This is a genomic window from [Clostridium] fimetarium, from assembly GCF_900111235.1.
GTDB classification, from domain to species: domain Bacteria; phylum Bacillota; class Clostridia; order Lachnospirales; family Lachnospiraceae; genus Clostridium_N; species Clostridium_N fimetarium.
Genome location: NZ_FOJI01000005.1, coordinates 33307 through 56160, shown reverse-complemented (window position 1 = coordinate 56160; position 22854 = coordinate 33307). Strand labels below are relative to the sequence as shown.

At 33.1% G+C, this 22854-nt stretch carries 16 protein-coding genes and 1 pseudogene; 1 reads left to right on the top strand and 16 read right to left on the bottom strand.

The genetic code is table 11. The features are described from left to right. Window positions 1–9: 9 nt before the first annotated feature. The 13 genes from BMY18_RS07700 to BMY18_RS07640 all read right to left on the bottom strand — a co-directional run bounded on the left by BMY18_RS07700 (window position 10) and on the right by BMY18_RS07640 (window position 18119). Window positions 10–546, bottom strand: coding sequence for a hypothetical protein (locus BMY18_RS07700; protein ID WP_092452376.1), 537 nt, complete (start codon window positions 544–546; stop codon window positions 10–12). A 31-nt stretch (window positions 547–577) separates the two neighbouring features. Beyond that, window positions 578–1780, bottom strand: a complete 1203-nt coding sequence (locus BMY18_RS07695) for a hypothetical protein (RefSeq protein WP_092452373.1) — start codon at window positions 1778–1780, stop codon at window positions 578–580. 73 nt (window positions 1781–1853) lie between these two features. Next, window positions 1854–2231, bottom strand: a complete 378-nt coding sequence (locus BMY18_RS07690) for a hypothetical protein (protein WP_092452368.1) — start codon at window positions 2229–2231, stop codon at window positions 1854–1856. A gap of 37 nt (window positions 2232–2268) precedes the next feature. Further along, window positions 2269–2574 (bottom strand): WXG100 family type VII secretion target, encoded by a 306-nt coding sequence (locus BMY18_RS07685; RefSeq protein WP_092452364.1) that lies wholly within the window; start codon window positions 2572–2574, stop codon window positions 2269–2271. A gap of 83 nt (window positions 2575–2657) precedes the next feature. Then, the gene (locus BMY18_RS07680; protein WP_092452361.1) at window positions 2658–2951 is read right to left on the bottom strand and encodes a WXG100 family type VII secretion target; all 294 of its coding nucleotides are present in this window, start codon (window positions 2949–2951) and stop codon (window positions 2658–2660) included. A 67-nt stretch (window positions 2952–3018) separates the two neighbouring features. Continuing rightward, on the bottom strand, window positions 3019–7602 hold the full coding sequence (gene essC / locus BMY18_RS07675; RefSeq protein ID WP_092452357.1) for a type VII secretion protein EssC: 4584 nt from the start codon (window positions 7600–7602) through the stop codon (window positions 3019–3021). Window positions 7603–7614: 12 nt separating this feature from the next. Next, a complete protein-coding gene (locus BMY18_RS07670; RefSeq protein ID WP_092452354.1) occupies window positions 7615–7866 on the bottom strand; it encodes an EsaB/YukD family protein in 252 nt (83 codons plus the stop codon). A 50-nt stretch (window positions 7867–7916) separates the two neighbouring features. Continuing rightward, window positions 7917–8975: an AAA family ATPase gene (locus tag BMY18_RS07665; RefSeq protein ID WP_170841343.1), complete on the bottom strand. Its 1059-nt coding sequence runs from the start codon at window positions 8973–8975 to the stop codon at window positions 7917–7919. Window positions 8976–8988: 13 nt separating this feature from the next. Next, window positions 8989–9735, bottom strand: a complete 747-nt coding sequence (locus BMY18_RS07660; RefSeq protein ID WP_092452348.1) for a PP2C family protein-serine/threonine phosphatase — start codon at window positions 9733–9735, stop codon at window positions 8989–8991. Between the two features lie 10 nt (window positions 9736–9745). After that, window positions 9746–10840, bottom strand: a complete 1095-nt coding sequence (locus tag BMY18_RS07655) for an FHA domain-containing protein (RefSeq protein WP_170841342.1) — start codon at window positions 10838–10840, stop codon at window positions 9746–9748. A 7-nt stretch (window positions 10841–10847) separates the two neighbouring features. Beyond that, window positions 10848–15749, bottom strand: coding sequence for a hypothetical protein (locus BMY18_RS07650; RefSeq protein WP_092452342.1), 4902 nt, complete (start codon window positions 15747–15749; stop codon window positions 10848–10850). 27 nt (window positions 15750–15776) lie between these two features. Next, the gene (locus BMY18_RS07645; protein WP_092452339.1) at window positions 15777–16055 is read right to left on the bottom strand and encodes a hypothetical protein; all 279 of its coding nucleotides are present in this window, start codon (window positions 16053–16055) and stop codon (window positions 15777–15779) included. Between the two features lie 3 nt (window positions 16056–16058). After that, a complete protein-coding gene (locus BMY18_RS07640; RefSeq protein WP_092452336.1) occupies window positions 16059–18119 on the bottom strand; it encodes a serine/threonine-protein kinase in 2061 nt (686 codons plus the stop codon). 292 nt (window positions 18120–18411) lie between these two features. Here BMY18_RS07640 and BMY18_RS07635 point away from each other — a divergent pair, with 292 nt between their 5' ends. Beyond that, entirely contained in the window at window positions 18412–19431 is a 1020-nt protein-coding gene (locus BMY18_RS07635) for a DUF2804 domain-containing protein (RefSeq protein WP_092452333.1), read from the top strand. 74 nt (window positions 19432–19505) lie between these two features. Here BMY18_RS07635 and BMY18_RS21785 read toward each other — a convergent pair. The 3 genes and pseudogenes from BMY18_RS21785 to BMY18_RS07620 form a co-directional block, all read right to left on the bottom strand. Next, window positions 19506–19685 (bottom strand): annotated as a pseudogene (locus tag BMY18_RS21785) (SEC-C metal-binding domain-containing protein); the annotation flags it as partial. Window positions 19686–19870: 185 nt separating this feature from the next. After that, on the bottom strand, window positions 19871–20812 hold the full coding sequence (locus BMY18_RS07625) for an NmrA family NAD(P)-binding protein (RefSeq protein WP_092452330.1): 942 nt from the start codon (window positions 20810–20812) through the stop codon (window positions 19871–19873). 67 nt (window positions 20813–20879) lie between these two features. Continuing rightward, window positions 20880–22817, bottom strand: coding sequence for an oxidoreductase (locus BMY18_RS07620; protein ID WP_092452327.1), 1938 nt, complete (start codon window positions 22815–22817; stop codon window positions 20880–20882). Between the last annotated feature and the right edge of the window lie 37 nt (window positions 22818–22854).

Genomic DNA, 22854 nt, shown 5'->3' with positions numbered 1-22854 from the left:
TTGATTTACCTACTTTCTATTATTTTTTTCTAGTAGAATGTGTTTGTCAAAAAAGTCTATCAATACTTTTTCATTCTCAAATGTTCTTGGTATCGTAATCCAATGTGCAATTCTTTGACTACTATTTCTCCCTGACTGTTTCCGTTTAAACTGGCCCTTAATTGTAATGGATCGTTTTTTTATAGTATAGCTAGCAACATTTTTTATATAGTATGTATCTGTAGTACAATTATCTCCGCCTCCTGAATAATATGAAAATACAAACACATCATCATAGACATTCAGCGTTTGGGTTCCTGATCTACCATAACAATAGAGTAAGTATCCTCCACATATACAAAGACAAGGGATTTGTATTACTATAGGTACAAGAATAACTGCCGTCATCAATATTTTTACAATAAGAGGGTATGTTTGAGCTTCTGGCGTAAGCCTAAATGATAAAGGCCACGCTATTGCAGGTAATATAACTACTGTTAATAAAAACAAAATCCAAGGCATCTTTTTATACACTAGTCTTTTTTCCTTTGACATTAACAATTCCATATACTCATCCTTTCAAATTAAAACTTAACTCTCAATTGGTTAATCCTACACTTTTAGTGAGATTAGAAAATGCTTTAATTGCACCGACTTCACCAAACAAATTTCCTCCACTAAATATATTTTCTACCGTTTTGTAAGCAGCTTTTACATTTGTACCAGTCTGATTAAATTGTAAAAGTGCAATGACACTAGTATTTTTTCCATCAACTTTTAATGCTAATTTTCCTGCCCAGGATTTTTTGAAATTCATATAATCCTTAGATGAAACATATGGCGTCTTTTTAACTCCAAGCAAAGTTTTACCTGCATCCTTCCAATTACTTGAACTTTTAAAGCGGCTTTTCCAGTTAATCTTTTTAGCCCATTTTAAATTCTTGTTCCCTTTAAATTTAAAGGCATTCTTCCATGCAAGTTTATTTAGTTTAAATGATTTTAATAACCCCTGACCCAACTTCGCTACCCCATAAGCAGCAGTCACTATACTCAATGTAGTATATACTACTGAAAAACTTGTTTCAAATACATTCAAGCCTGTTAGTTCATCCGCTTTTCTTCCAACCAGCAAGAATCCATCTTTCAGCCCTCGTTTGGCCCATGCATCTCCACCTTCTTTATCACCATTTACATAAGAACCATATGCTATCGCTGAAGTAACAACATCGGCAGCTGCATTTGCTAATGCGAATCCTGCTGCTATTGCCCCACAAACCGCAAAAAATCCAGATGCTGGTAGCGTTGCAATGAAAGCGACAACCGCAAGAACACAAAATACAATGTTAGCCACAAAGCTTACGCCCGCCCAAATAGCATCTTTATTTTCCTGATACCAATCTTTAACAGAATCGATTCCATCTGATACAGCATCCTTAACGGATTGCCACCATGACTTTTCTTCCGTTTTTGTAACACCAATACCTGTTGTGTAACAAAAGCTACTTGTAGTAGAAGTGATTCTATTGGCAACTCTTTGGTCTGCCTCCATTGCATCACTTGCAAACGTAGTTAATTCGTCTTTGAATGTGTTTAAATCAGTCTCTTTATCAGAAAACGACTTGCTTTTGTCATATAATTCGCTTACCGCAGAACCTAAATAACTACGGTTTGTTGATACATTATTAACTCCGCTTCTAATTGTTTCAATTGTTTCTTTTCTATTTTCAAAAAATTGATTTGCACTTGTAATTGTGCCCTTCAAAGTATCAATCGCAGAATAATTTACTATTAATTGTGCCATACTTTTTCATCCCTCCAACTAACTATTATCTTCATCTCCATTGACCAGCATTCATTGGTCTTTGACCATTATTTTATATGGAGTCCTTCTCTTGTGCTGCTCGTTCAGCTTTTTCCTCTGCTTCTTTTTTTACTTTCTCGGCTGCTAGTTTCGTAGCTTTTGCCTCTGCTGCTTTCCTGGCTGCCTCGGCCGCTTCAATATCTCTTTTAATGGCATCCATTTCATTTTGTATATAGTTTTTTGCACTCAATATTTTTATATCATTATCGGGTGATGTTTCTTTATAAGCACTGAAATCACTACCACTTACTCCATAGTAATTTCCCTTTACTGCTGTATTGAATTGTTCATTCAGATTATCAATTTCTTTATTGACAGAAAAAACATCACTTGATCCATCTGATAATTTTTCCTTATAGCTTGAAAGTAAATTGTATTCGCTCCAGCCCATTTTTTCATCACCCGCCTATTTTCATAATTATAGCAACCTAGCAATCACTCAGAAAAGAGCTTTTGGTTGCTGCATCCCATTCGTCATAACTTTCTTTCATTGCTTTTAAATCTTCACTAATCGTCTGTAAGTTTTCTTCTTCATCTACTAACTCCGTTTTAAGTGATGTATACGCCTTTTCAAACATATCTTTACCTTTTCCGGTCCATGTTGATAATAATGAATCTGTTGATAAAACAATAGAATCTTTCGTTGTACCAAAAGAAGTAACAACTTTGTCAATCTTAGTAATCGCATCTTCAAATGCGGCAGTATCAATTCTTTGTACTGATGATGTAGACATTCTTCATCCTCCATTGATTTTTAATAATTTGAAAAGGTGACTTATAACTTGTCCTAGTCACCTTTCCAATGTGTAAAATGTTACTAGCCTTGTAAGGCTGTTTTAAGCGCTTCATCTGTTTCTTCTAATGTATCTGCAACAGTTGTAAGTTGTCCACTAATTCCATCTAATACATCTGGAAATTGATTCAACGTTGATTCCATTTCGCTGTACATTACAAAAAATTGACTTTGTGCAGCGCCTTTCCATGATGCTTCCAAATTGTTAACTTCTGTACGCAAGTATGAAAGGATCTCTCTGATTTGACCAGATTTTGTTGTAAAGTTTGATGAAGATGTTCTTAATTCTTCTGGGGTTACCGTAATTCTTTCTGCCATTTTATTCACCTCCTTTCAATAGAAATTATCAAAAAACAGTATTAAAACTGTAAATTGCAAATAAAGATTAATCATTCAGTATTGTTTTGACTTTACTGATTTCGCCATTCAGACATAAGAATGCATCACCCGGTTTGATTGGTTTTGCGTATTCCTTCATCTGTTTCATCGTAACATCAAAAACTTTTACACTCTCAATGTCATCAAAAACAATGAACTTTTTATTCTCCTTCATTACCTTCATCATTTCTGGTGAATTAAATGAAATTGAAGAATTCTCAATATCACTGAAAATGATTGCCACCTTCAGCTTTCTGAACTGTTTCAGAATATTATTTAATTTTGTCTGTAATTCCTTATCTTTGTTTAACTCAGCTATTACGTTATAATTATCAATAATCAATAATATTAACGGTTCATCTTTCAGTATTTCCTCGATAGGTTTTCCCCTATTTTTAGATACTACAGTCTGTCGTTCTTCCAGCTTTTCATAGATAGTATTTAGTATAAATCCAATACTGGAAGCACTAGAAGTGTATTCCTTTACAAACCCATAACCATTAAAGTCCTCCAATTGCATATCATCGCTGTCAATTACATATGCCTCTGTGAGATTGTTAAATATATTTTGCTGAATGGAATGTAAAATATGTCGAATAAAATTCGTCTTACCACTTTTTTCCTTACCAGAGACAGCAAATAAACCGACTGACATTAAATCTATATAGCGATATGCTACTGTTGCATAGTCAATTCCAATAGGAATCTGGTATGGTTGTAAGTACAGATTTTTATTCGCTTCATATAGTTCGCTTCTTTTGATGATTGCTGGTACTTCCGGAATAGGTATCGCTTTCTCACTCATATATTCTTTTGAATTGTTTTTGATAAATAGTTTCATGTTCTCTACTCGTGTAATTTCTTTTTCTCCTTCAAAAGAAATTAATGCATGAAATTCAATAATTCGTTTATCGATTATGCAAAGCCCTCTGCCTTGTGTTTCTTTCGGTTCAATACGACATCTGTCAAATAAATTGCTGTACTCTGCTTTGTCGTTACAATTAAATGCAATTCTATTTCCGAAATTAGCCAATACTCTAAATCCAATAGCATTCGTTTGAGCACCAGTTGCTATGATATTAATACCAACACTCTGTCCTTCTCTTGATAAGTTTAAAAATTCTTCATCGAATTTTGAATAGTTTTCTCTAAATGCTGCCATATTGTCAATCATTAATAATATTTGTGGTATATCTGTAAATCCGGCTTCGACATATGCTTTAAAACTACCCAACCCTTTTTGAGCAAGTAATTTTTTACGTTCTCCTATTGTATTTGAAAGTAGCTTAAACAAGTTAATAACTCGTTCTTCCTCTACTGCAAGTACGACGCCACCTACATGATGTGCATCTTCAAATACCTTTAATGCCATATTTCCACAATCAATTACATAAATATTAACTTCTTTTGGCGTATAAATATTCATTATTTCATATATAACTGTTTGTAATAATGTCGTTTTACCAGTCTGAGCAGAACCAACAATATAGGTATTACTTTCGGAAAGATTAAGTATTAAGCTATCTTGTTTTTGCTGCTCTGGATCATCATATATTCCAATCGGAATACAAATTCCTTTTACCAAATCCTTTTTGATTGGTATAAGATCATATGCATAAATCTTATCCGCTAAAGGTGGCAAACATATTCCATTTAATTTCTCTATCCCCTGATTGCTACAATAATCACTGATATAATCAACCATTACCTGTAATTGATTCTTTGCAGCTTTGGTTGAAGAACCTTTTTTATTTGTGTATACTAGCTCTCTTTTTCCCCATGCATTTAACGAGAATATAGAATATACTTTTGCATTCTCATCATTTCCTTCAATCACTTTATCACCACTATACGCAGATTGGAATAATTCAAAAATCTCATTATTTCCAACTTGAAGGTAGGCTCTACCTGGTTCTACGATTTCTGCAGCTAACGGTGTTTTGATTACTTCATTACTGTCTTCTTTGGTCTGAACCTTAAGACAAAGTTTAAATTTGGAGTTACTCCAAATCTGATTATCAACAACTCCTGAAGGCTTCTGAGTTGCAAGAATTAAATGAACACCTAATGTACGACCGATACGTGCAGCACTGACTATCTCCTTCATAAATTCAGGAAATTCTGCTTTTAGTTCTGCAAATTCATCAACAATCATAATCAAATGAGGGAGTGGCTGCGAAACTTTTCCGCTTTTAAAAAGCTGTATGTAATCATTAATATGATTCACGCCATTTTGTGAAAATAACTCTTGTCTATGTACCAGTTCCGCTTTGATTGATAACAGTGAGCGATTTATTTCTCTACCATCAATATTTGTAATTGCACCAATCAAATGTGGTAAATCTTTAAATTGATTCGCCATACCACCACCTTTGAAATCAATAATCACAAAGCCGACATCGTATGGATGAAATAATGAAGCCATGGAAAGTACATAGGATTGTAAAATTTCGCTTTTACCTGAACCAGTTGTACCAGCAACCAAACCATGTGGTCCATGAGCTGTTGCTTTATCACTAATATCCAAATAAACAACTTCGTTTTTGCGTTTCACACCAAGTGGGGCTGCCATACTTTTATATACTTTCGAATTGGTCCATCTTTCTTCTAGATCCAGATCATCAATATTCATAATGTGCAATAATTCAAAGATAGTAATATTTTTGGTTAATTCACTTTCAAGACTCACCTCGTCCACGTAAGTTGCACTTAATTTTAATGAGATTTCTTCAGCGATTCCATCATTTACTGTATGATAAGAAAATTTAGATTGCATTAAGCCATTCATGCTAGACAGTATGATACCCATTTCATCATTATCATTTAATCTAATAATATCGGTACAGCCTTTCGGTAGTAATTCCTCATACTTTTCAAAAAACACAAATGTAAATCCATACTCTTTCGAACTTTCAAAGAATTTAGAAATTGGATGCTTTACAATATCCTTTGAATCAAAAACGAATACAACATAGTGAGTTGAAAAATGTATATCACCGTTTATTCTTTTTTCTGTCTCACGTTTTGACAGTACGCTATAAATCAGCTCCAGCAAAATGTTTTTGCTTTCCTCATCACACATGAAATTTGTGATATCAAGTTCGTCATTATGAACATGTTTTAGCCAACGAAGCCATTTTAGCTGCTCTATATCAGCAGAATCAAACATATAAAATAATTTTATATCTTTATAGAAATGTCTAATTGACAAATCCAATGTCATATTTTTCATAATATCGTAGAGCTTATCTTTCTGCCCGATGACTCCAACACCACACGACTTTGAAAATCTGGCTATGATTGGTGCATTATTGATATATCTATATTTGTAATCAATCTGCTCTGGAAGCTGTGATATATCATCATTCATATCGACAAATTCCTGTTTCGTATATTTCACTTTACATTTTGCTTCAACCGCTCCATCACCTATACGCACATCTAAGAAATCTTTGTCATTGATATCCTTCTCAAACAATCTTCTTCCAAAAGCACGAACTTCTTCAACACTTTTTTCCAGTGATTCATGAATTGTTTCACGAATATGCAACTCTTCATCTCTTATGGCTGTTATTTCAGTCTCTTTTTTCTGGATATACAAAAGATAATACTTTTCCCTCTCTGCAATATCATCTTTATACTGCTTTCCATCCATAATAAATGCGACGACGGACATTACAATACCTATACTCATAGAACATGCACTATAAATTATGAAAGTTCCCCCTCCACCACCACCCATGAAGCCTCGTAATATTACCATAAGTGCCAGCATAGCCAGTGCGGGAATAATTGATACAATGATATTTTTTCTTGGCTTTTTGGGTTTTGGCTGTGGCTGTTGTATCTCAATCTCATCTACCGGTATCACATATTGCACACGCGTATTCCTGTTGAATTTCGGATACTTCAAATGGCTTGTCTGATCAACTGAATCGGTATAATTTACATCACTAATCTGTATCTTATTACTTTTTGATGTATATAACTTTCCATATTTTAAGTAGAAGCTATACCCAACTACTGAAAAGAAATCATAATCAGACAGCCCAACAGAACCACGAATTTTTCCTCCGTTAACATATACTCCGTATTTTGTGTTACCTTCATGAATAGAAAATTTTCCATTATTATTTGAAACCGTAATAACATCTGCCCCAAGAAGTGGTTCATTTAAGCAAATTTCATATTTATCACTATTACCGATTCTGAGTTGAGAAATGTTCGATATGTCGATAATTCGGTCATAATCCTTCTTTTCGAAGTCAAAATCCAGCATAAAGCTGACTTTAAAAATCTCTTGGTTAGAATCCTGATATTTTATCAGAAACTCCTCCCCATGTGTCAAAATTCTAGAAGTTAATTTCATGACTCCATCTACAGAGATATAGATATTATCTTCACTATTTACCTGCCAAGCATGTCCCGTATTTTCAAATACGATTTCAAACTCCTCAAAAAACTGGTCTTTGCTAAAACGAACTTCACAGCTCTTTTTAGTTCCAACTTTAACTATTCTGCTGTCATAAGGCAATTCTACCTCTTTATATATTCTCTTATTTGAAAATATAGCTTTATACCTGTTGTCCAATTGATCACCCCCTTAAATAAAGTTTATAATCGTACCATTTCTTAATTCATATTCTGCTAATGTTTTGTTGCCTTTCAAAAAAGCAATTGGATTTTCTGTTTTAAGATAACATTGTGAAAGATCTCTTGTATCTATTCCTAGTACAAATCCTTGGTTTAAGCCAATAATCAACTCATTTGCAGTAATATTAAGAGGAATATCAATATCTATTTTTGTTCGCTTTTTATGATTATAGAGTACAGCTATTATTCTTTCATTTTCCATTTCACTCCTATCTGCGTGATTGAACGCGCATAAAAATTAATAATCGCCATTTAAATAAACATATAGGAGATTTTTTGTAATCCATTAAGATTTGATAATCTTTCACAATTCATTGTTTCAATACGCTTTTCATAGTTTACATACTCACTAATCAAACATTTACGAATAAAGTCTTCACTTATCAAACTATTTTCTTCCTCGATTTTATATTTATTACAAATAAAGGAAAATTTATTTTTATCAGAGTAGTCAATATTTGTCATGAGACATTCTAACTTATGTACGGAATATTTATCTTGTCCAACCAGGACTATAGTGTTATTAGCCATTCCCATTAGTTTGGATGTATCCTCAGAAAAATCAGTTCCTGAATCAACCACTATATAATCATATTCATTTGATTTTTTTATACTATCTATCAAATTGATGAAATCTGAAACTTTGATAGATAGTGACGAAAGTGCCTTCATAAAAGGTGGAACAATATCAAAGCCTTCCGTAACAATTTGTGGTTTAATCACACTGTAAATATGCTCCTTTTGTGTAACAAATTGCTTTTCCACACCACTTTCCAGTGTTATTTTATTGTTCATAAAATATCCAAATGTTTGTAGATTATCAGTTCCTATGTATATTACTCTTTTATGATATTTCGATAGCGCAGCACATAGTCCCATAGAAAGTGTTGTTTTACCAATCCCACCGATAGGCGAATATACCATAATCACACGTGTTTCGCCGTCTGACTTCATATTAGGATTCATAGTTACAGCGGAAGTATTGATTACTTCATTGTATATTTCTTTCACACTTGTGTATTTATATATTTTGTTATTATCCAAAGCACCCGTGTATGTTTCGTCAATAATTTTTTCAGATAAAATAAATATATTAGCAATATTGTGTCTTTCTAAACTTCTGTCATATAAAGCTTCATTTATAATCAAAATATCTAGACTTTGAGGATTACTGAAAAATTCTTTTAAATAATCACTATCTGTAATGACCATTATTTCAAATTGTTCTCCAAATTCATCAATAAACTTGCGTTCTAGTGGCATTAGAAACTTTTCATCCTGATCTACTAATAAAATTCTTGCTTTACCCATTTTGTACATCCTCCTAGTCATTCACTTTAATTGCAATTACTGAAATATTATCTGTTTCACCATTTAATTTTACTGTATCAACTAATGACTGACACACATTTTGAATATCATTTTTATTTTGATTGATTAAATCTAAAATTTTATTATCTGTCATCGTTTTATAGATTCCATCGCTGCAAACAATAAATATATCATTTTTCTTGATTGGACTCATTGCACAAAAATGATTACATTGTTCTTTATTTCCAAGACACTCTGTTAAAACACTTTTCTTAATTGTTCGACCATTTATTTGTTTATCGATTATGCAGGAATGATCTTGTGTGATTTGATCAATTTTACGATTGAACAAACCATTTATTTTATAGATTCGGCTGTCGCCAATATGTACAATAAAGTAATTGTTTTTATATATAAATAATACTGTAAGCGTAGTTGCTGCCTTGATTTCATTACGCTTAGCCATATTTATTATCTCAATGTTAGTATTTTTAAAGCAGTCGATCAAAGTTCTAATCAAATATTCCTGATCATGATAATGATTCTTAAATTCATTTTCCCACCATCGATTAATATTCGAGATCGCCATAGAACTGGCTACTTCACCTTTTTCTAAGCCACCAACCCCATCAGCCACTGCAAAGATTCCAGCAAAGCATTCTCCTGCATCTACAACTTTGTACACGAAACTGTCTTGATTTACATTTTTTACTGCACCGACATCGGTAATTCCTGAAACACATAATTTTAGTTTTTTCATAGTATTACCCTCATATCGACTTAATGATAAAATCACTATTTGCCAATCGGATTTTATCTCCTATTTGTATCATAATCTGCTGATTTTGATTGACTCTATTTCCATTGACGAAAGTACCATTTGCACTCCCTAAATCAATCATATAATATTTATTTTCAATGCAAATAATTTTACAATGTATCCTACTAATGGCATTGTTGAATTCAATGGCACCATCAACTACATCAACCTTTTTACCAATGATAAATTCATCTTTATTAATTATGATTTCAATTTTATTTGATGGTTTTATACCGGCCAACATTATTCTTGGAGTAAATATATCATCTAAAATTTCTGTAGCACCACCTTCAATATCTGATTGAAAATTAACGCTATATGTATTTCCCTTTTTTTGTTTTTTGGGACCAAATATACGAGAGAATAATTTTGTTTTCTTCTTTGTATCTATCATCTGGCTATATTCTTGCTTTAGACTTTCATTCAAATTCTCTAAAGGTTCCTCATCAATATTAATTTCATCTGTTTTTACATGACTAGAACTTAACTGTTTAATCTCATTCAGTAATGTTTTAATACTTTCAACCGAATTTAAGGGATTACTTATATCTTCACATAATGCAGCGATCTGCGGACTTGCTATATTTTGATATGTATTTACAACATCAATAATATTTTGTTTCAATTGATTTTCAAAAAATGCATAACTTTCTATATTAGTCTGAGTATCAATCGGTAAATAAATCAGATATACCTTATAATTATTACAGTCCACAAAAACATTATTAAAAGACAAGTCGATGTTTTCGCACTTCATAAATCCATTGTTTTTCACTTCAATAACATCATCAATTAAATTTTCCAATATAATCAGGAATGTTTCACTACGCAATTGTGAAAGCAATAAATCTAGCGACTTATATTTTGAAATATCATATACCAGTTTATCTTTCCCATTGTGAAATATTCTTGTACAACAGATAAAGCCATTCTTTTCTTGATTCTGAAGGACTTTATATCCTGTTTTAAAAAACATTTCTTGTGAGTCCAATATATATGAGAGACTTTGAGTATCCCTATTTTCAATTATACCTGGATTATTCATAATCATCTTACCTCAACTTTTTTCTCTTTTTAATAGAAATGATAGAAGCCACTCCCAAGACTGCCAACACACCTACTACTGCCAATGAACTAGCAAACAATGGTGTATTTTCATAATATTTTAGTAATATACTTTTATCTTTGAACTCATAATTATATTCAATCACTTCAGTTTCATTACCAACAGCATCTACAGCCTGCGCAAGAAGCTTATAAGAACCATACTCCTTCATGCTATAACTATATGTTCCATTAATATCAGCATCTAATTCATTCAGTAAATCGATTACCACATTTCCATTTTGATCTACAAGTTTCAAGACTGTAAATTTATCTAGCTCATTATTATTAAGTGTTTGTAAAGATTCCAACCCTATGGACAGAGTCATTTTTGAAATGAATGGATCTAAGTTTTGTCCTTCAACCAATACCTTACTTGTATTAATTTCTTTCACGATAGACTTTGGTGGTGTACCATCAATATAAAAATCATAGGTTACCGCCATTGATGTATTATCCGCCATATCCCTTACCATAAGATAAAGCGTTTGCTTACCCTCCGTTGTGATTGGATCACTAACATTCCACACATTTGTACCATCTTTATTAGAGACTGTGCAGATTATTTCCTTAAGATTTAGATCGATAAAATCGAAATAATCACTAATCACAAAACCAGCTTTAAATGTTTTGGGACTTCCAATAACAATATTGACTGCTTTAATCTCTGGAATTGTCGTATCAACTGTAACGCTTGTTTCAGCATTCGGATTAGAACTATTTCCAGCTTTATCTAAAAGACTTGCTGAAATAGTATAGTTGCCATCTGCTTTTAATGTAACACTCTTAGTAAACTCTGTACCAGTTACTGATTGCCTGTCATCATTGGTCATGTACTCAGCTCCATTTACTAATACTGAAATATCTTCACCTACTAAATATTCATCCTTAAAATAAATATTATATGTAATCAGTTCGTTTGTAAAAGATATGCTTTCTGGCACAACCGAAACGATTGGGTTTGTATGATCATAAATAACTTTCGTTAATAATTTGCTATCTGTTTCATCGACAATCAGTTTATTTCCTGCCGTGTCTATCAACACATAATCAAATGATATCATACCCTCAGTAAGATTATTTTCTCCTACTAGAAATTGATATTCCATCACTAAATCCATACCGCCTAACCCTACGTTTGTAGTTGTCCTATCAAAGATTTGTGAGGATTCTATTATTACGTCATGATTCGCTTTACTCTTTACAGTAACAACATCGCCATTCTTCGCAAAGCCAGTATTTTTATAATTTGATTCTATTGAAGTATCTGCTGTAATTGGTGCAAAATACTGTATTAGATTCGTTACATCAGATGCTTCTGTCTTGTTCAATGTATTATTTCCAGCAATATCATTTACTTTAAATGCAAAAGTAATATATGACAAATCCGGCACATCTGCATTTTGAATTGTATAACTTAACTCCCAATCTCTTTTAATGCCCTCAGCTGCAACATTTGATATTTCTGAAGTATTGTCTGATATACTTGCATTTGAAATTGTGGCATCATGATTTGTTGTAAATCGAATGGTAATTTTATCTCCATCTTTTACGTTTTTTGTTGTATCTTTTTCATTATTTGTTGTAATAATTAAATCTGAAACTACTAATGGGGCATAATACTTGATTTTTTCAGTTGTTAGATTTTCTTGTGTTAATACAAGACTAGTATTTCCCACTAAATCATCTGTATTTATAAGAAGTGCTATATCAGCGTTATCACTTGTATCACCATCTTCGACACGATATAGCGCAGTCCAGTTCATTCCGTCATTGCTGTTAAAAGATATATCCTTATTGGCGATTTTGGCGCCAGTAACAATCACTGGATGAGTGGTTGAAAACTTGGCTGTGATTATATTTCCATTTTTCGCTAATAAGTTTAAATTAGAAGTATTATCAGATATCATGGTTAAATCATTGATTACAATTGGTGCCTGATACCTTATTTTTGTTGTATCATTTTGACTCTTTCTTGCTTTGTTATTTTGGGAATCATCATATAATTCAATATCAAAGTTAATATCTGAATTATCTGGGATAACACCATTTACAACCGTATAGGTACCGATCCAATTCATTCCATCTTCACTTGAAAATGTGATGTCCTTACCAGCAATCGTTGTCTTACTTATATGAACAGGATGTGTTGTTTTAAATGCAACTGTCAAAACATCCCCATCTTTTGCATATGCATTTGAAGTTTTTTTATTATTGGATGTAAACGACAGTCCTGAAATACCTGCATCTATTGGTGCATAATATTTGATATCTACTGCCTCAGCTTGCGTTTTAATAACTTCGACATTCTTTGCATTATCAGTTATAACTAATTTTAATTTAAGGTTGGTATTATCAAAATTTTCATCATTTACAGTCGTATAATAACCTTCAAAATAATATTTTCCATTCATTTTTGTACTATCGTTTTGAGTTGTCCAAACAATATCAGAAGGAGCTGTCTGGTATATGAAAGCTTGCTGAAGTGAAACAGGATGTGTTGTATAGAATGATACATATACTTTTTCACCATCTTTCACTAAATTGGTTACACTATTTTCAGATTTAAAAGTGAAATCTGAGAATCCACTGTTGATTGGTGTATAATACTTGATACCTGTACCTTCATATTGCTGTGGAATCGAGTTATTTCCCACGATATCCAAATACTCAATCTTGGTAATAAATAAAGCGGTATCCTCCATTCCAACAAAATCGCTATCAACTATAAAACTACAATGATAAACGCCATTCGTTAGTTCAGCTATTTTAGCTACAGAACCATTAAAATATACCTTAACTGCACTGTTATTTATTCCTGAGCCGTTATCATCCGACAGATTAAAACTTACTGTAATTACATCTCCATTTTTCACAACCGTTTTATCATTTGATCCAGAAGTTTTTTCTACTTTTATATTAGATATTTCGCTTATCTGATTATCTGCTTTAACTGGCTTTACCGTCGTAAAATCGAACAGATTTCCAACTCCATCTTTGGCAGTAATCGTTACCGAATTATTTACAATTGAATCCTCATTTGCAGTAATCGTTGCAGTATACGTATTCTCTACATCTGGTTTTTCAGTAATTACTACCTGTCCATTTTCCACGGTCGCCTTAATCTTTTTTATGTCTACTAAAGAGCCCGTATCTTTTACCGTAAAATCAAATGTCGCTGTTTTAGACCAAGCTGCTGATATTGTGCTTTCTAAAATCACTATTTGGGGACGACTATCATCAAGCTTAATTGATTTTATAGTGGTGACTTTAATTGCATTTTGTACTTGATCCTGAGCAGAAATTTCGATTTTCTGATCAATTATTTTACCATCAACAGCCGTAATTTTTGCTGTATAATGATTACCACTTTCAGTAATCTCTACCGTTCCATTTGGAACCAAAATTTTTATACTATCTGATGCAACTCCTGATTCGTCGTCTGTAACAGAAAAATCAAAGCTTGCCAGCTTGCCAGACCAATCAGACGATATACTGGCTTCATCAATCTTGATGGTTGGTGGTGTTGAATCAATTTTAATATTCTTAATTGTGGTTTCCTGCGCTGGATTACCTGCTTTATCCTTTATACTAATTTTAACAGGTTGATCTAGAACTTTACTACCGCCATTTAAAAGTGTAATCGTTGCTAGATATTTATTTGCTGCGATATTTGAAACAACAACGTTACCACCCGTAACAGATCCCGTTATATCCGAGAGAGTATATCCAGTTCCAACATCTTCTATCGAAAATTCAAAGGTACTAGTATCTTTTACCCATTCCTTTATTGATTCTTCCTTAATGTTTATAATAGGGGCAGAATCAATTCCTGAAGTAATTATACTAGTCTTAAAGACATTATCCAGGGCATCTCTGACCTGGATATCGTATGTACCATTTTGAGATGTTGTAAATGTCGCACCACTTTGCCATTTTACCCCACCATCAAAACTATATGCAGTTGTATTCAATCCTGATTCTGTATCGGCAGCTCCTTCAACTGTAATCGTTGCGCTTTTATACCAAAGGTTGGATTGATTGGTGGGCTCTGATAAAACATATGTAGAAGATACTTTTACTAACGTTGGAGCCGTCTTATCAATCTTATTAATTACTATTTCTTGTGCCGTAAGTAAAGTATTTTCAAGTACATCTCTTACTTTTATTTTAACTGTTTGATTATCAGCAAATGACTTGCTGTTGAATTCTTGCCAATCTAATCCATCATTAAAACTATAAGCCTTTTTATTCAATCCTGATCCAACTTTAATCAAATCGAGAGCATCTGTAGCTGTAACAGTTAAAGTAACCTCTTTCGTCCATGTATCTATATCTTTCGCCACTGCAAAAGTTGGCGCATCATCCTCATATATGATAGTTATCACCTGAATCTCTAATATATTACCATTACCATCGACTAAATTTATTTTATCCGTTGTACTTTCATCACTATCATTTTTGCCAGTAAAGCTTTGAAGTTCATTTTCAGTTTTATCAGTTATTGCGATATAAACTCTATTTTCAGTATATTCTGTCCAATCCATTATTGGTGTTATATCGAATGCTGTAGCTCCATTTACAATTTCCTTCGTTTCAAAATAAGTATAAGTATTATCTATTTCTTTCGTAAAATATACGACATTTTCATTTTTAACTGGATTGTCTAAGTTTATGGAAATACTTTCAGGTTCCTTCGTATAATATATAAATTCTTTTAATTCATTGGGCATTATTGAAGCCAACGCTGAAACATTTGTTGACAAGGCAACAATGATACCAATTACAATAACTAGCATTCCAATTATGCTTATTTTGTGCTTTTTTATAACTTTCTGACTTTTTCTCATTCTAAATTTCCCCTTCATATTTGCCTTTTAATCGATATACGGCAATATTTCTGTATTATCTGCATCTAATAATGCTGTGGCATAATTCTGAGCAACATCCAACAGCTCTGTTTGTTCATTCACCACTTTTTCTCTTTTATCAATATACTTGTCTGCTTTCACAGTACTCTTTGGCAACTTTTTATTACTCATTCTTAAAAAGTATTGAATAACAATCGGTATATTATTTTTAAAATATAAAAATACCGCTAACATAAAAAATGAAATTGCTAATACAATTCCAATATAAAATATCATCTCGTACATTCTTTAACCCTCCAATCCAGCGTTTATTACTGATTGTTTTAGTGAGCTGAATTGTGAAAGTGCAATATTTGATAAATTCTTATCACTATTTTTTAATTCAACTATTCTTGCATAATAGCGGTTCACCGTTGTAAAGTCTCTTTCCGCGGCTGATGATTTAATCATTTCTTTATCCAAATATGCTTGCGTAATATAAATATAGGATAAGAACGATGAATTGTTCTTATCAATAATATTTTGATATACCACTATTGATTTATCCAAATATGCCTTAATTGTATCATTCATATTTTTTCTATTATTCGCGGTATTATAAATATCAAAAATACCTTTATATGCATTTCCCTTTTTTATACTCAGATTTTCAGATAAATTATCATTTAGATCATCTAAATATCCAAACCATTCTATACTTAGCTTATACTGTTTTTCTTTTTCCAAACTATCAGACAATGTTATCGCATTATTATATAAGCTCGATGCAATTAGTTCATACATTGGTATAATATTATTAAATGTCAAATCCTCTATTTGTAAATTACTATCAATAATCGCTTTTGCTTCACTACCTATCTCATATATTCGTGTATATGCATCATCTAAATAAGTTGGATATCCACTATACATAACCATAATTGAATAATAATTTGATAGTTTATCATTCGCTGTCATTTTTACATTATCCGTAGTTTTTTCCAAATTTAATAACGCAAGATTGAATGCCTCAAAATCTTGCGTCGCCAAATTCTTTGCACAGTTTGAAGCAATTATTTCATAACTGTCCAAATCATCTGCACTAAATTTTTTATCTTTCAAAATATCTATGTAATTTACTGCATACGAAGCGTATGTAGAATCATTTACTTCAATGCATCGCTTTACTACCAAATACATCAAATCTTTATTTTCATACATATCGGACTTCGTATTATCTAAATATGTGTTACGCATAATGTCTATTGCATCTTTTGTTTTATCGATGAACTCTTCATCACCGCTTTGAGGAAGTAATATATTAAAATACAAAATATAAGCTTCGATATTATCCGGTTTGCATTCTATTGCCTTTACGTAGTTCTCAGCAGCACTTGCTAAATCATTACTCTTATTATCGTTATATGCTAATTTGTAGTAGTACTGATAATTGTCTTCATTTTCTTTTTGCATTCCTGAATATCCAATGAATGTCATAATCAAAAAAAGCAAACTTGCAACTAGTGCGGTTGAAAATGCTGCCAATTTCCTCGACATTCTTCTTCTATAAACACTTGTTAACTGATTAATGTTTTTTAAATCCTCTTTTAGTTCTCTACAATTTTGATATCTGTTTTCTGGAGCATCATCTGTACACTTTGCAATAATATACTCCAAACCCTCTGAAAGCAGTGGATTAATCTGTCTGATTGGGCGGATTCCTTTTGGGGGTTTCATAGGTGCGATTCCTGTAACCAAGAAAAACAAAGTTGCACCCAAACTATAAATATCTGTTCTTTCATCAAGAATATTACTTGCCCCTCTATATTGCTCAGGAGCTGCGTATCCTTTTGTTCCTACACTTGCTCCGGTTTCATTTTGTCCACGCCTGCATTCTTTTGCTATACCAAAATCAATCAACTTTACTCTACCTGATTGGGTCAGCATAATATTATCTGGCTTCATATCACGATAAATAATAGGGTTGTCTTTTGCTGTATGTAAATATTCTAAAACATCACAAAGCATTTTTGCCCATTCAACAACATCATTTTCCTTAATTGGACCTTCATTCATAACCTTTTTACCAAGTGAAGTTCCGTCAATAAAATCCATTACTACAAAGAAATCTTCCCCTGCATCAATTCTGTCAACAATTCTTGGAATATCTGAGTGGCTTAAACTAGATAGTAATTCCACTTCTTTTTTAAAAGCTTCTATATCAACATTCTTATCGTTTTTTACTTGCTTAACTGCCCAATATGATCCAAGGTTTTTATCTTTGGCAAGATATACGGTACTCATACCACCTTTTCCGATTTCAGCAATAATTTCATATCTTTCTCTCAAAACAGTTCCGACTGCATTCAAAATGATTCCTCCTGTTTTAAAGCCCAATTTTATGATTTGTATGATTAATCTATTTGTATGATTAATCTATTTGTATGATTAATCTATTTGTATGATTAATTATAAAATATACATTTCCGATATAATTACTAGTATAATAACATTTTATTACATATTATGCAATTTTTAGGATTTTGTTAAGTTTTTAGATGTCCTGCATTGTTTTCTACTATACGAAAATAAGATAAATCAGAATAATTATTATGGCCTAACATACGATTAATAAAACACTAATTTAAAGGTATGTCTCAATATGAAAGAAAAACAAGAAGGCAAGTGTCAACAAGAAATAAAACAGTGCGTCAATTTATGTAAAAAAAGAGGTGCGCTCAATCCAGAAAGTATTGGCTGGGGACGGTTTCCCTTTGCGAATTGCAATTTAACCCATCATCCGTTTAGAAAGAAAAAATGGAATTATTGGGCAATTACTAGTCCTGACGCTATTTTTTCTGCAACAATAGCAAATGCTGATTATTTGGGACTTGTAGGCGTTTCTTTACTGGATTTAGAAAGTCAGAAAGTGACAGAATGTGGAATTGCTACACCACTGGGAATCGGATGTAATATACCACAGAAGGCAAATCAATCTGTTGCATTTAAAATGCTTGGATTAAAAGTTTATTTTATTGAGGAAAACGGTTATACCTTAATAAAGGTAGCTAGCATTAACCTGCAAGCTGAACTCAAAGTGTTTATGCCAGTTGGATATCAAACATTAAATGTTGTTGTACCTTGGAGCAAACGACAATTTCAGTTTACCTCAAAACAAACGTGTTTACCTGTTGAAGGCTGGGTTAAAGCTGGAGATAAGACGTATGATTTTAATCCCTCCTCAAGTTTTGGCTGTTTGGATTTTGGCCGTGGCGTCTGGCCATACCGCACCACCTGGAATTGGGCTAATGCATCCGGCATAGAAAATGGGCATATGATTGGGCTTAATTTTGGCGGATTATGGACGGACGGGACGGGTGCCAATGAAAATGGATTAATTTTAGATGGTAAATTGATAAAGTATTGCGATGATGTTGTATTTCATTATGATCCCCATAATTTTATGAAACCATGGACCATCCAATCCGTGCAAACAGATCTAGTTGACCTTTTATTCACACCTTTTTATGAGCGTAAAGCCAATGTCAACATCCTTGTTTTAAAATCCGAAACACATCAATTATTTGGCTATTTTTCTGGCACAATTAAAACGGAATGTGGAGAAGTTCTTTCAATCAGCCACCTGTTGGGATGGTCAGAAGAATTTAAAGGTCGGTGGTAAATTAGAAGTTTTAATGGAGAATAAAGTGGTTATTGTCAATAAAAGATATATTTACTAGAAGTGGCAATTTCATGTTATATAATGAAATTGCCACAAATAAATCTTCTTAAGATGGAGCTCATAAAGATTCTTACAGCTTGTACTATTTCAGTAGAACTATCGTCTCCACATGTATCAAAATAGTAGAATAAAATATTTTTACTTACCACAATATTTTCAAACTTTTTTCCACTACCGCAAGGGCACGGATCATTTGGATATACTTTTCTGTTCTTTACTCTCCATTAACTTTCTCTCCTATCTATGGCATTTTTTAAGTTAACACGGAAATTAAAATGCTCAGATTTTCCAAGTAATTAAATCTTTATAATTGAATTCGTTTGCCTATCCACCAGTTTACTTTGCGGTTACGTTCTGCAGACCTGATATTTTTTTACGATTAAACATCCTGAGAATGACGTTCCCCAATTTGGAAATCATCAAAATGTTCAAACATATATTTTACAGTCATTGGTTTCTTTCCGGTGAGCTTATAAAAGTCATCCGTAAATTCTGCCATTTTATCAAGTCTAATTGCCTGTGCAAACGTAACCATACCTTCTGATGAGAAAGGGGCTTCGGAACCTTTCTGAAACACACCATCCGTTGTTCTTGGAACTCCCATTGCATCAAAAATAGCATAATTTTCTTCATCCGTTACATATTCATAATGAACATTATTTCCAGTTACTCTATTTCCGATGGAAACAAATTCTGATATGGTCATAAGTTCTGATCCATTGATATTTAGGACAGCCTGATGGTAATTCTTTGATGCAAGAGCATATGCAACTGCCATTGCACAGTCCTTACGGGAAATATAGGCCATCTTTCCGTCTCCCTGGCTGTTCTTCATAGTACCATCTATTTTTACGAAAGTGAAATAATTTGTCACCATCGCTTCTGCATATTGTGAATTACGGAGAAAAATGTAATCAAGTCCCTGTTCTTCAACATATTTTTCAGTATAAACATGATCAATTTTTTCAATACTTGGGTTCATCTCGTCCGCTGCATTGACAAGAGAAGTATATATAATCTGTTTTACCCCTGCTTCTTTTGCCGCATCTATTACGTTTTTGTGAGCAGCCTGTCTCTTTTTACCTACAAATGGCATTGAGATCAATGCTAACTTATCCGCACCTTCAAATGCCTTTACAAGACCTTCTGTAACATTAAAATTAGTAACGCGTGTTTCTACACCCAGATTTTCAAACTCTCTTAGAGCATCCTGATTATAACCACAAAAAATCAATTGATCCTTGTCTGCAATCTTAAGTAATTGTTTTGCTGCTTGGCCTCCTAAGTTGCCATCAACACCTGTTAATAATAATTTTCCCATATTCTTTGCACCTTTCTTGTTATTAATACTATCATATTATGTTAACTAATATCCCATATTTCTTGTACTAAATCATATATCCTGCTTCATGCCCTGTATGAACTGCATTATATAATGTGCCTTGCCTTGTATTGCAATCGCCGATAGCAACCACCTCTACTGCGACACCCCGATACGAATCAACCAATTCATCATTTGCTCGAACACCAAATGAAACTACCATACTATCACAAGCTATGTTTACATTGTCACCTGTTTCATTTGCAAATACGGCACCTCTCTCATCCGTCTTTAACATCTTTAGTCCACCAAGCATTTTTACACCAGCATTTTTTAACATATTAATAATGGCAATCTGATTAAATGTTGCTCCGCCCGATCCAAACTTATCTGTTGAAATCATGTCGACTAAGGTAACTGATTTACCCTTTCTGCTTTGTGCAAGAGCTGTTTCACAACCAGTTAACCCTGCACCAATAATTAATACTTCATGGCCAGTTGTGGCTATACCATTTTCTACATCACCTACCCAAAAACTACGTTCGTCCTCATGAACAAATGCTGGAATAATAGGTACCGCTCCCATGGATACCAGCACTGTATCATAGCCTTGTGCTTTAATCATCTCAGGAGTAGCTTCGACTCCCATTTTGATTTCAATTCCGTCCATCAACTGTGCTTCACGAATTGACCATTCACAGTAGTTTTTAATATCTTTTTTAAATTCAGCTGCGCCCGCTATATTCAAGATGCCTCCTAAGCGCTCACCTTTTTCGTAAATAACTACTTGATGTCCTCGAGAGGCTGCAACTCTTGCAGCTTCTAACCCTGCTGCACCGCCACCGATAATTGCAACTCTTTTAAGTTTTTTTGGTTCTTTAATAGGCTGATATAAAGTTTCCATACCCATTTCAGCATTTACAGTACAGCGTACTGGTGCAAGCTGATAATGTGTTTTCTGTATACAGTTATTACAGCGAATACATGGACGTGTTTTTTCGGATTCCCCATATTTTGCATTTTTAACCAGATATGGATCTGCCATTAGTCCTCTTGCCATAGAAACCATATCAATTTTCCCAGCTTTAATCGCTTCATCCGCTTGTTCTAACGTAACGGACCCAACTACTGTTACTGGAATATTGATTGCTGCCTTGATTTTTGCTGCATCATCAATATTAATACCATGATCAAAATAAATCGGCTGATTAATATATGGTGCTAACTTTTGAATTGAGTGCATACCTCTTGATACATGAAGCAAATCAATTTTGTTAGAAATAGACTGTGCACATTCAATGACTTCCTCTATCGTTGGTGAACCTTCAATCATATCATTTGCATTGATTCGATACTCAATTGCCATTTTGTTTCCAATTTTTGCTCTAATTGCCTCTAATAATTCATTTGTAAAACGAGCTCTGTTTTCCATAGACTGTGTTCCATATTCATCTGTTCTTTCATTAATTAGCTTTGATAAAAAACATCCTGGCAATTGTCCGTGTGCCCCATGAATTACTAAGCTATCAAATCCACAGCGCATTGCTCTTTCAGCTGCATTCGCAAAATCTTCAATAAAATCCTTTATTTGTTGTTTTGTAAGATAAGTTGGATCTATTTCGACGACAGGTTTTGTTGCACTTTTGTCACGATCTTCGAAGCCACCTGCTTCTAAGTTTATAGCAAATAACTCCATTCCAATTTTGCAGTTATACATATGTGTCATGTCACATAACATAGATAACTCATTTACTACAGATTCTTCACCCATTCTTAACAAATGTGTAATAAATGCTGGTAAATCTCTGTTAACTGTACCACATCCAATATTAATACAGGCACATCCACCTTCAACGATTCCTCTAACCCATTCGATAAGAGCTTGATTTACTTGACCATCTGCTGTTGCAAAACTTGGCCATACAGGCGTAAATGAAACTCTGTTTTTTAATTTCATTGGTCCTATTTGAATAGGGGCCAATACATGTTTATAATCTGTTTTCATAATATCTCCTTTTCGTTTTTGAATAGTTCATTGATCA

Bases quoted from the DNA above. Each gene is read 5' to 3' on its own strand.
- BMY18_RS07700 (WP_092452376.1), bottom strand. From the start codon at position 546: ATGGAATTGTTAATGTCAAAGGAAAAAAGACTAGTGTATAAAAAGATG.
- BMY18_RS07695 (WP_092452373.1), bottom strand. From the start codon at position 1,780: ATGGCACAATTAATAGTAAATTATTCTGCGATTGATACTTTGAAGGGC.
- BMY18_RS07690 (WP_092452368.1), bottom strand. From the start codon at position 2,231: ATGGGCTGGAGCGAATACAATTTACTTTCAAGCTATAAGGAAAAATTA.
- BMY18_RS07685 (WP_092452364.1), bottom strand. From the start codon at position 2,574: ATGTCTACATCATCAGTACAAAGAATTGATACTGCCGCATTTGAAGAT.
- BMY18_RS07680 (WP_092452361.1), bottom strand. From the start codon at position 2,951: ATGGCAGAAAGAATTACGGTAACCCCAGAAGAATTAAGAACATCTTCA.
- BMY18_RS07670 (WP_092452354.1), bottom strand. From the start codon at position 7,866: ATGGAAAATGAAAGAATAATAGCTGTACTCTATAATCATAAAAAGCGA.
- BMY18_RS07665 (WP_170841343.1), bottom strand. From the start codon at position 8,975: ATGGGTAAAGCAAGAATTTTATTAGTAGATCAGGATGAAAAGTTTCTA.
- BMY18_RS07660 (WP_092452348.1), bottom strand. From the start codon at position 9,735: ATGAAAAAACTAAAATTATGTGTTTCAGGAATTACCGATGTCGGTGCA.
- BMY18_RS07655 (WP_170841342.1), bottom strand. From the start codon at position 10,840: ATGAATAATCCAGGTATAATTGAAAATAGGGATACTCAAAGTCTCTCA.
- BMY18_RS07650 (WP_092452342.1), bottom strand. From the start codon at position 15,749: ATGAGAAAAAGTCAGAAAGTTATAAAAAAGCACAAAATAAGCATAATT.
- BMY18_RS07645 (WP_092452339.1), bottom strand. From the start codon at position 16,055: ATGTACGAGATGATATTTTATATTGGAATTGTATTAGCAATTTCATTT.
- BMY18_RS07635 (WP_092452333.1), top strand. From the start codon at position 18,412: ATGAAAGAAAAACAAGAAGGCAAGTGTCAACAAGAAATAAAACAGTGC.
- BMY18_RS07625 (WP_092452330.1), bottom strand. From the start codon at position 20,812: ATGGGAAAATTATTATTAACAGGTGTTGATGGCAACTTAGGAGGCCAA.
- BMY18_RS07620 (WP_092452327.1), bottom strand. From the start codon at position 22,817: ATGAAAACAGATTATAAACATGTATTGGCCCCTATTCAAATAGGACCA.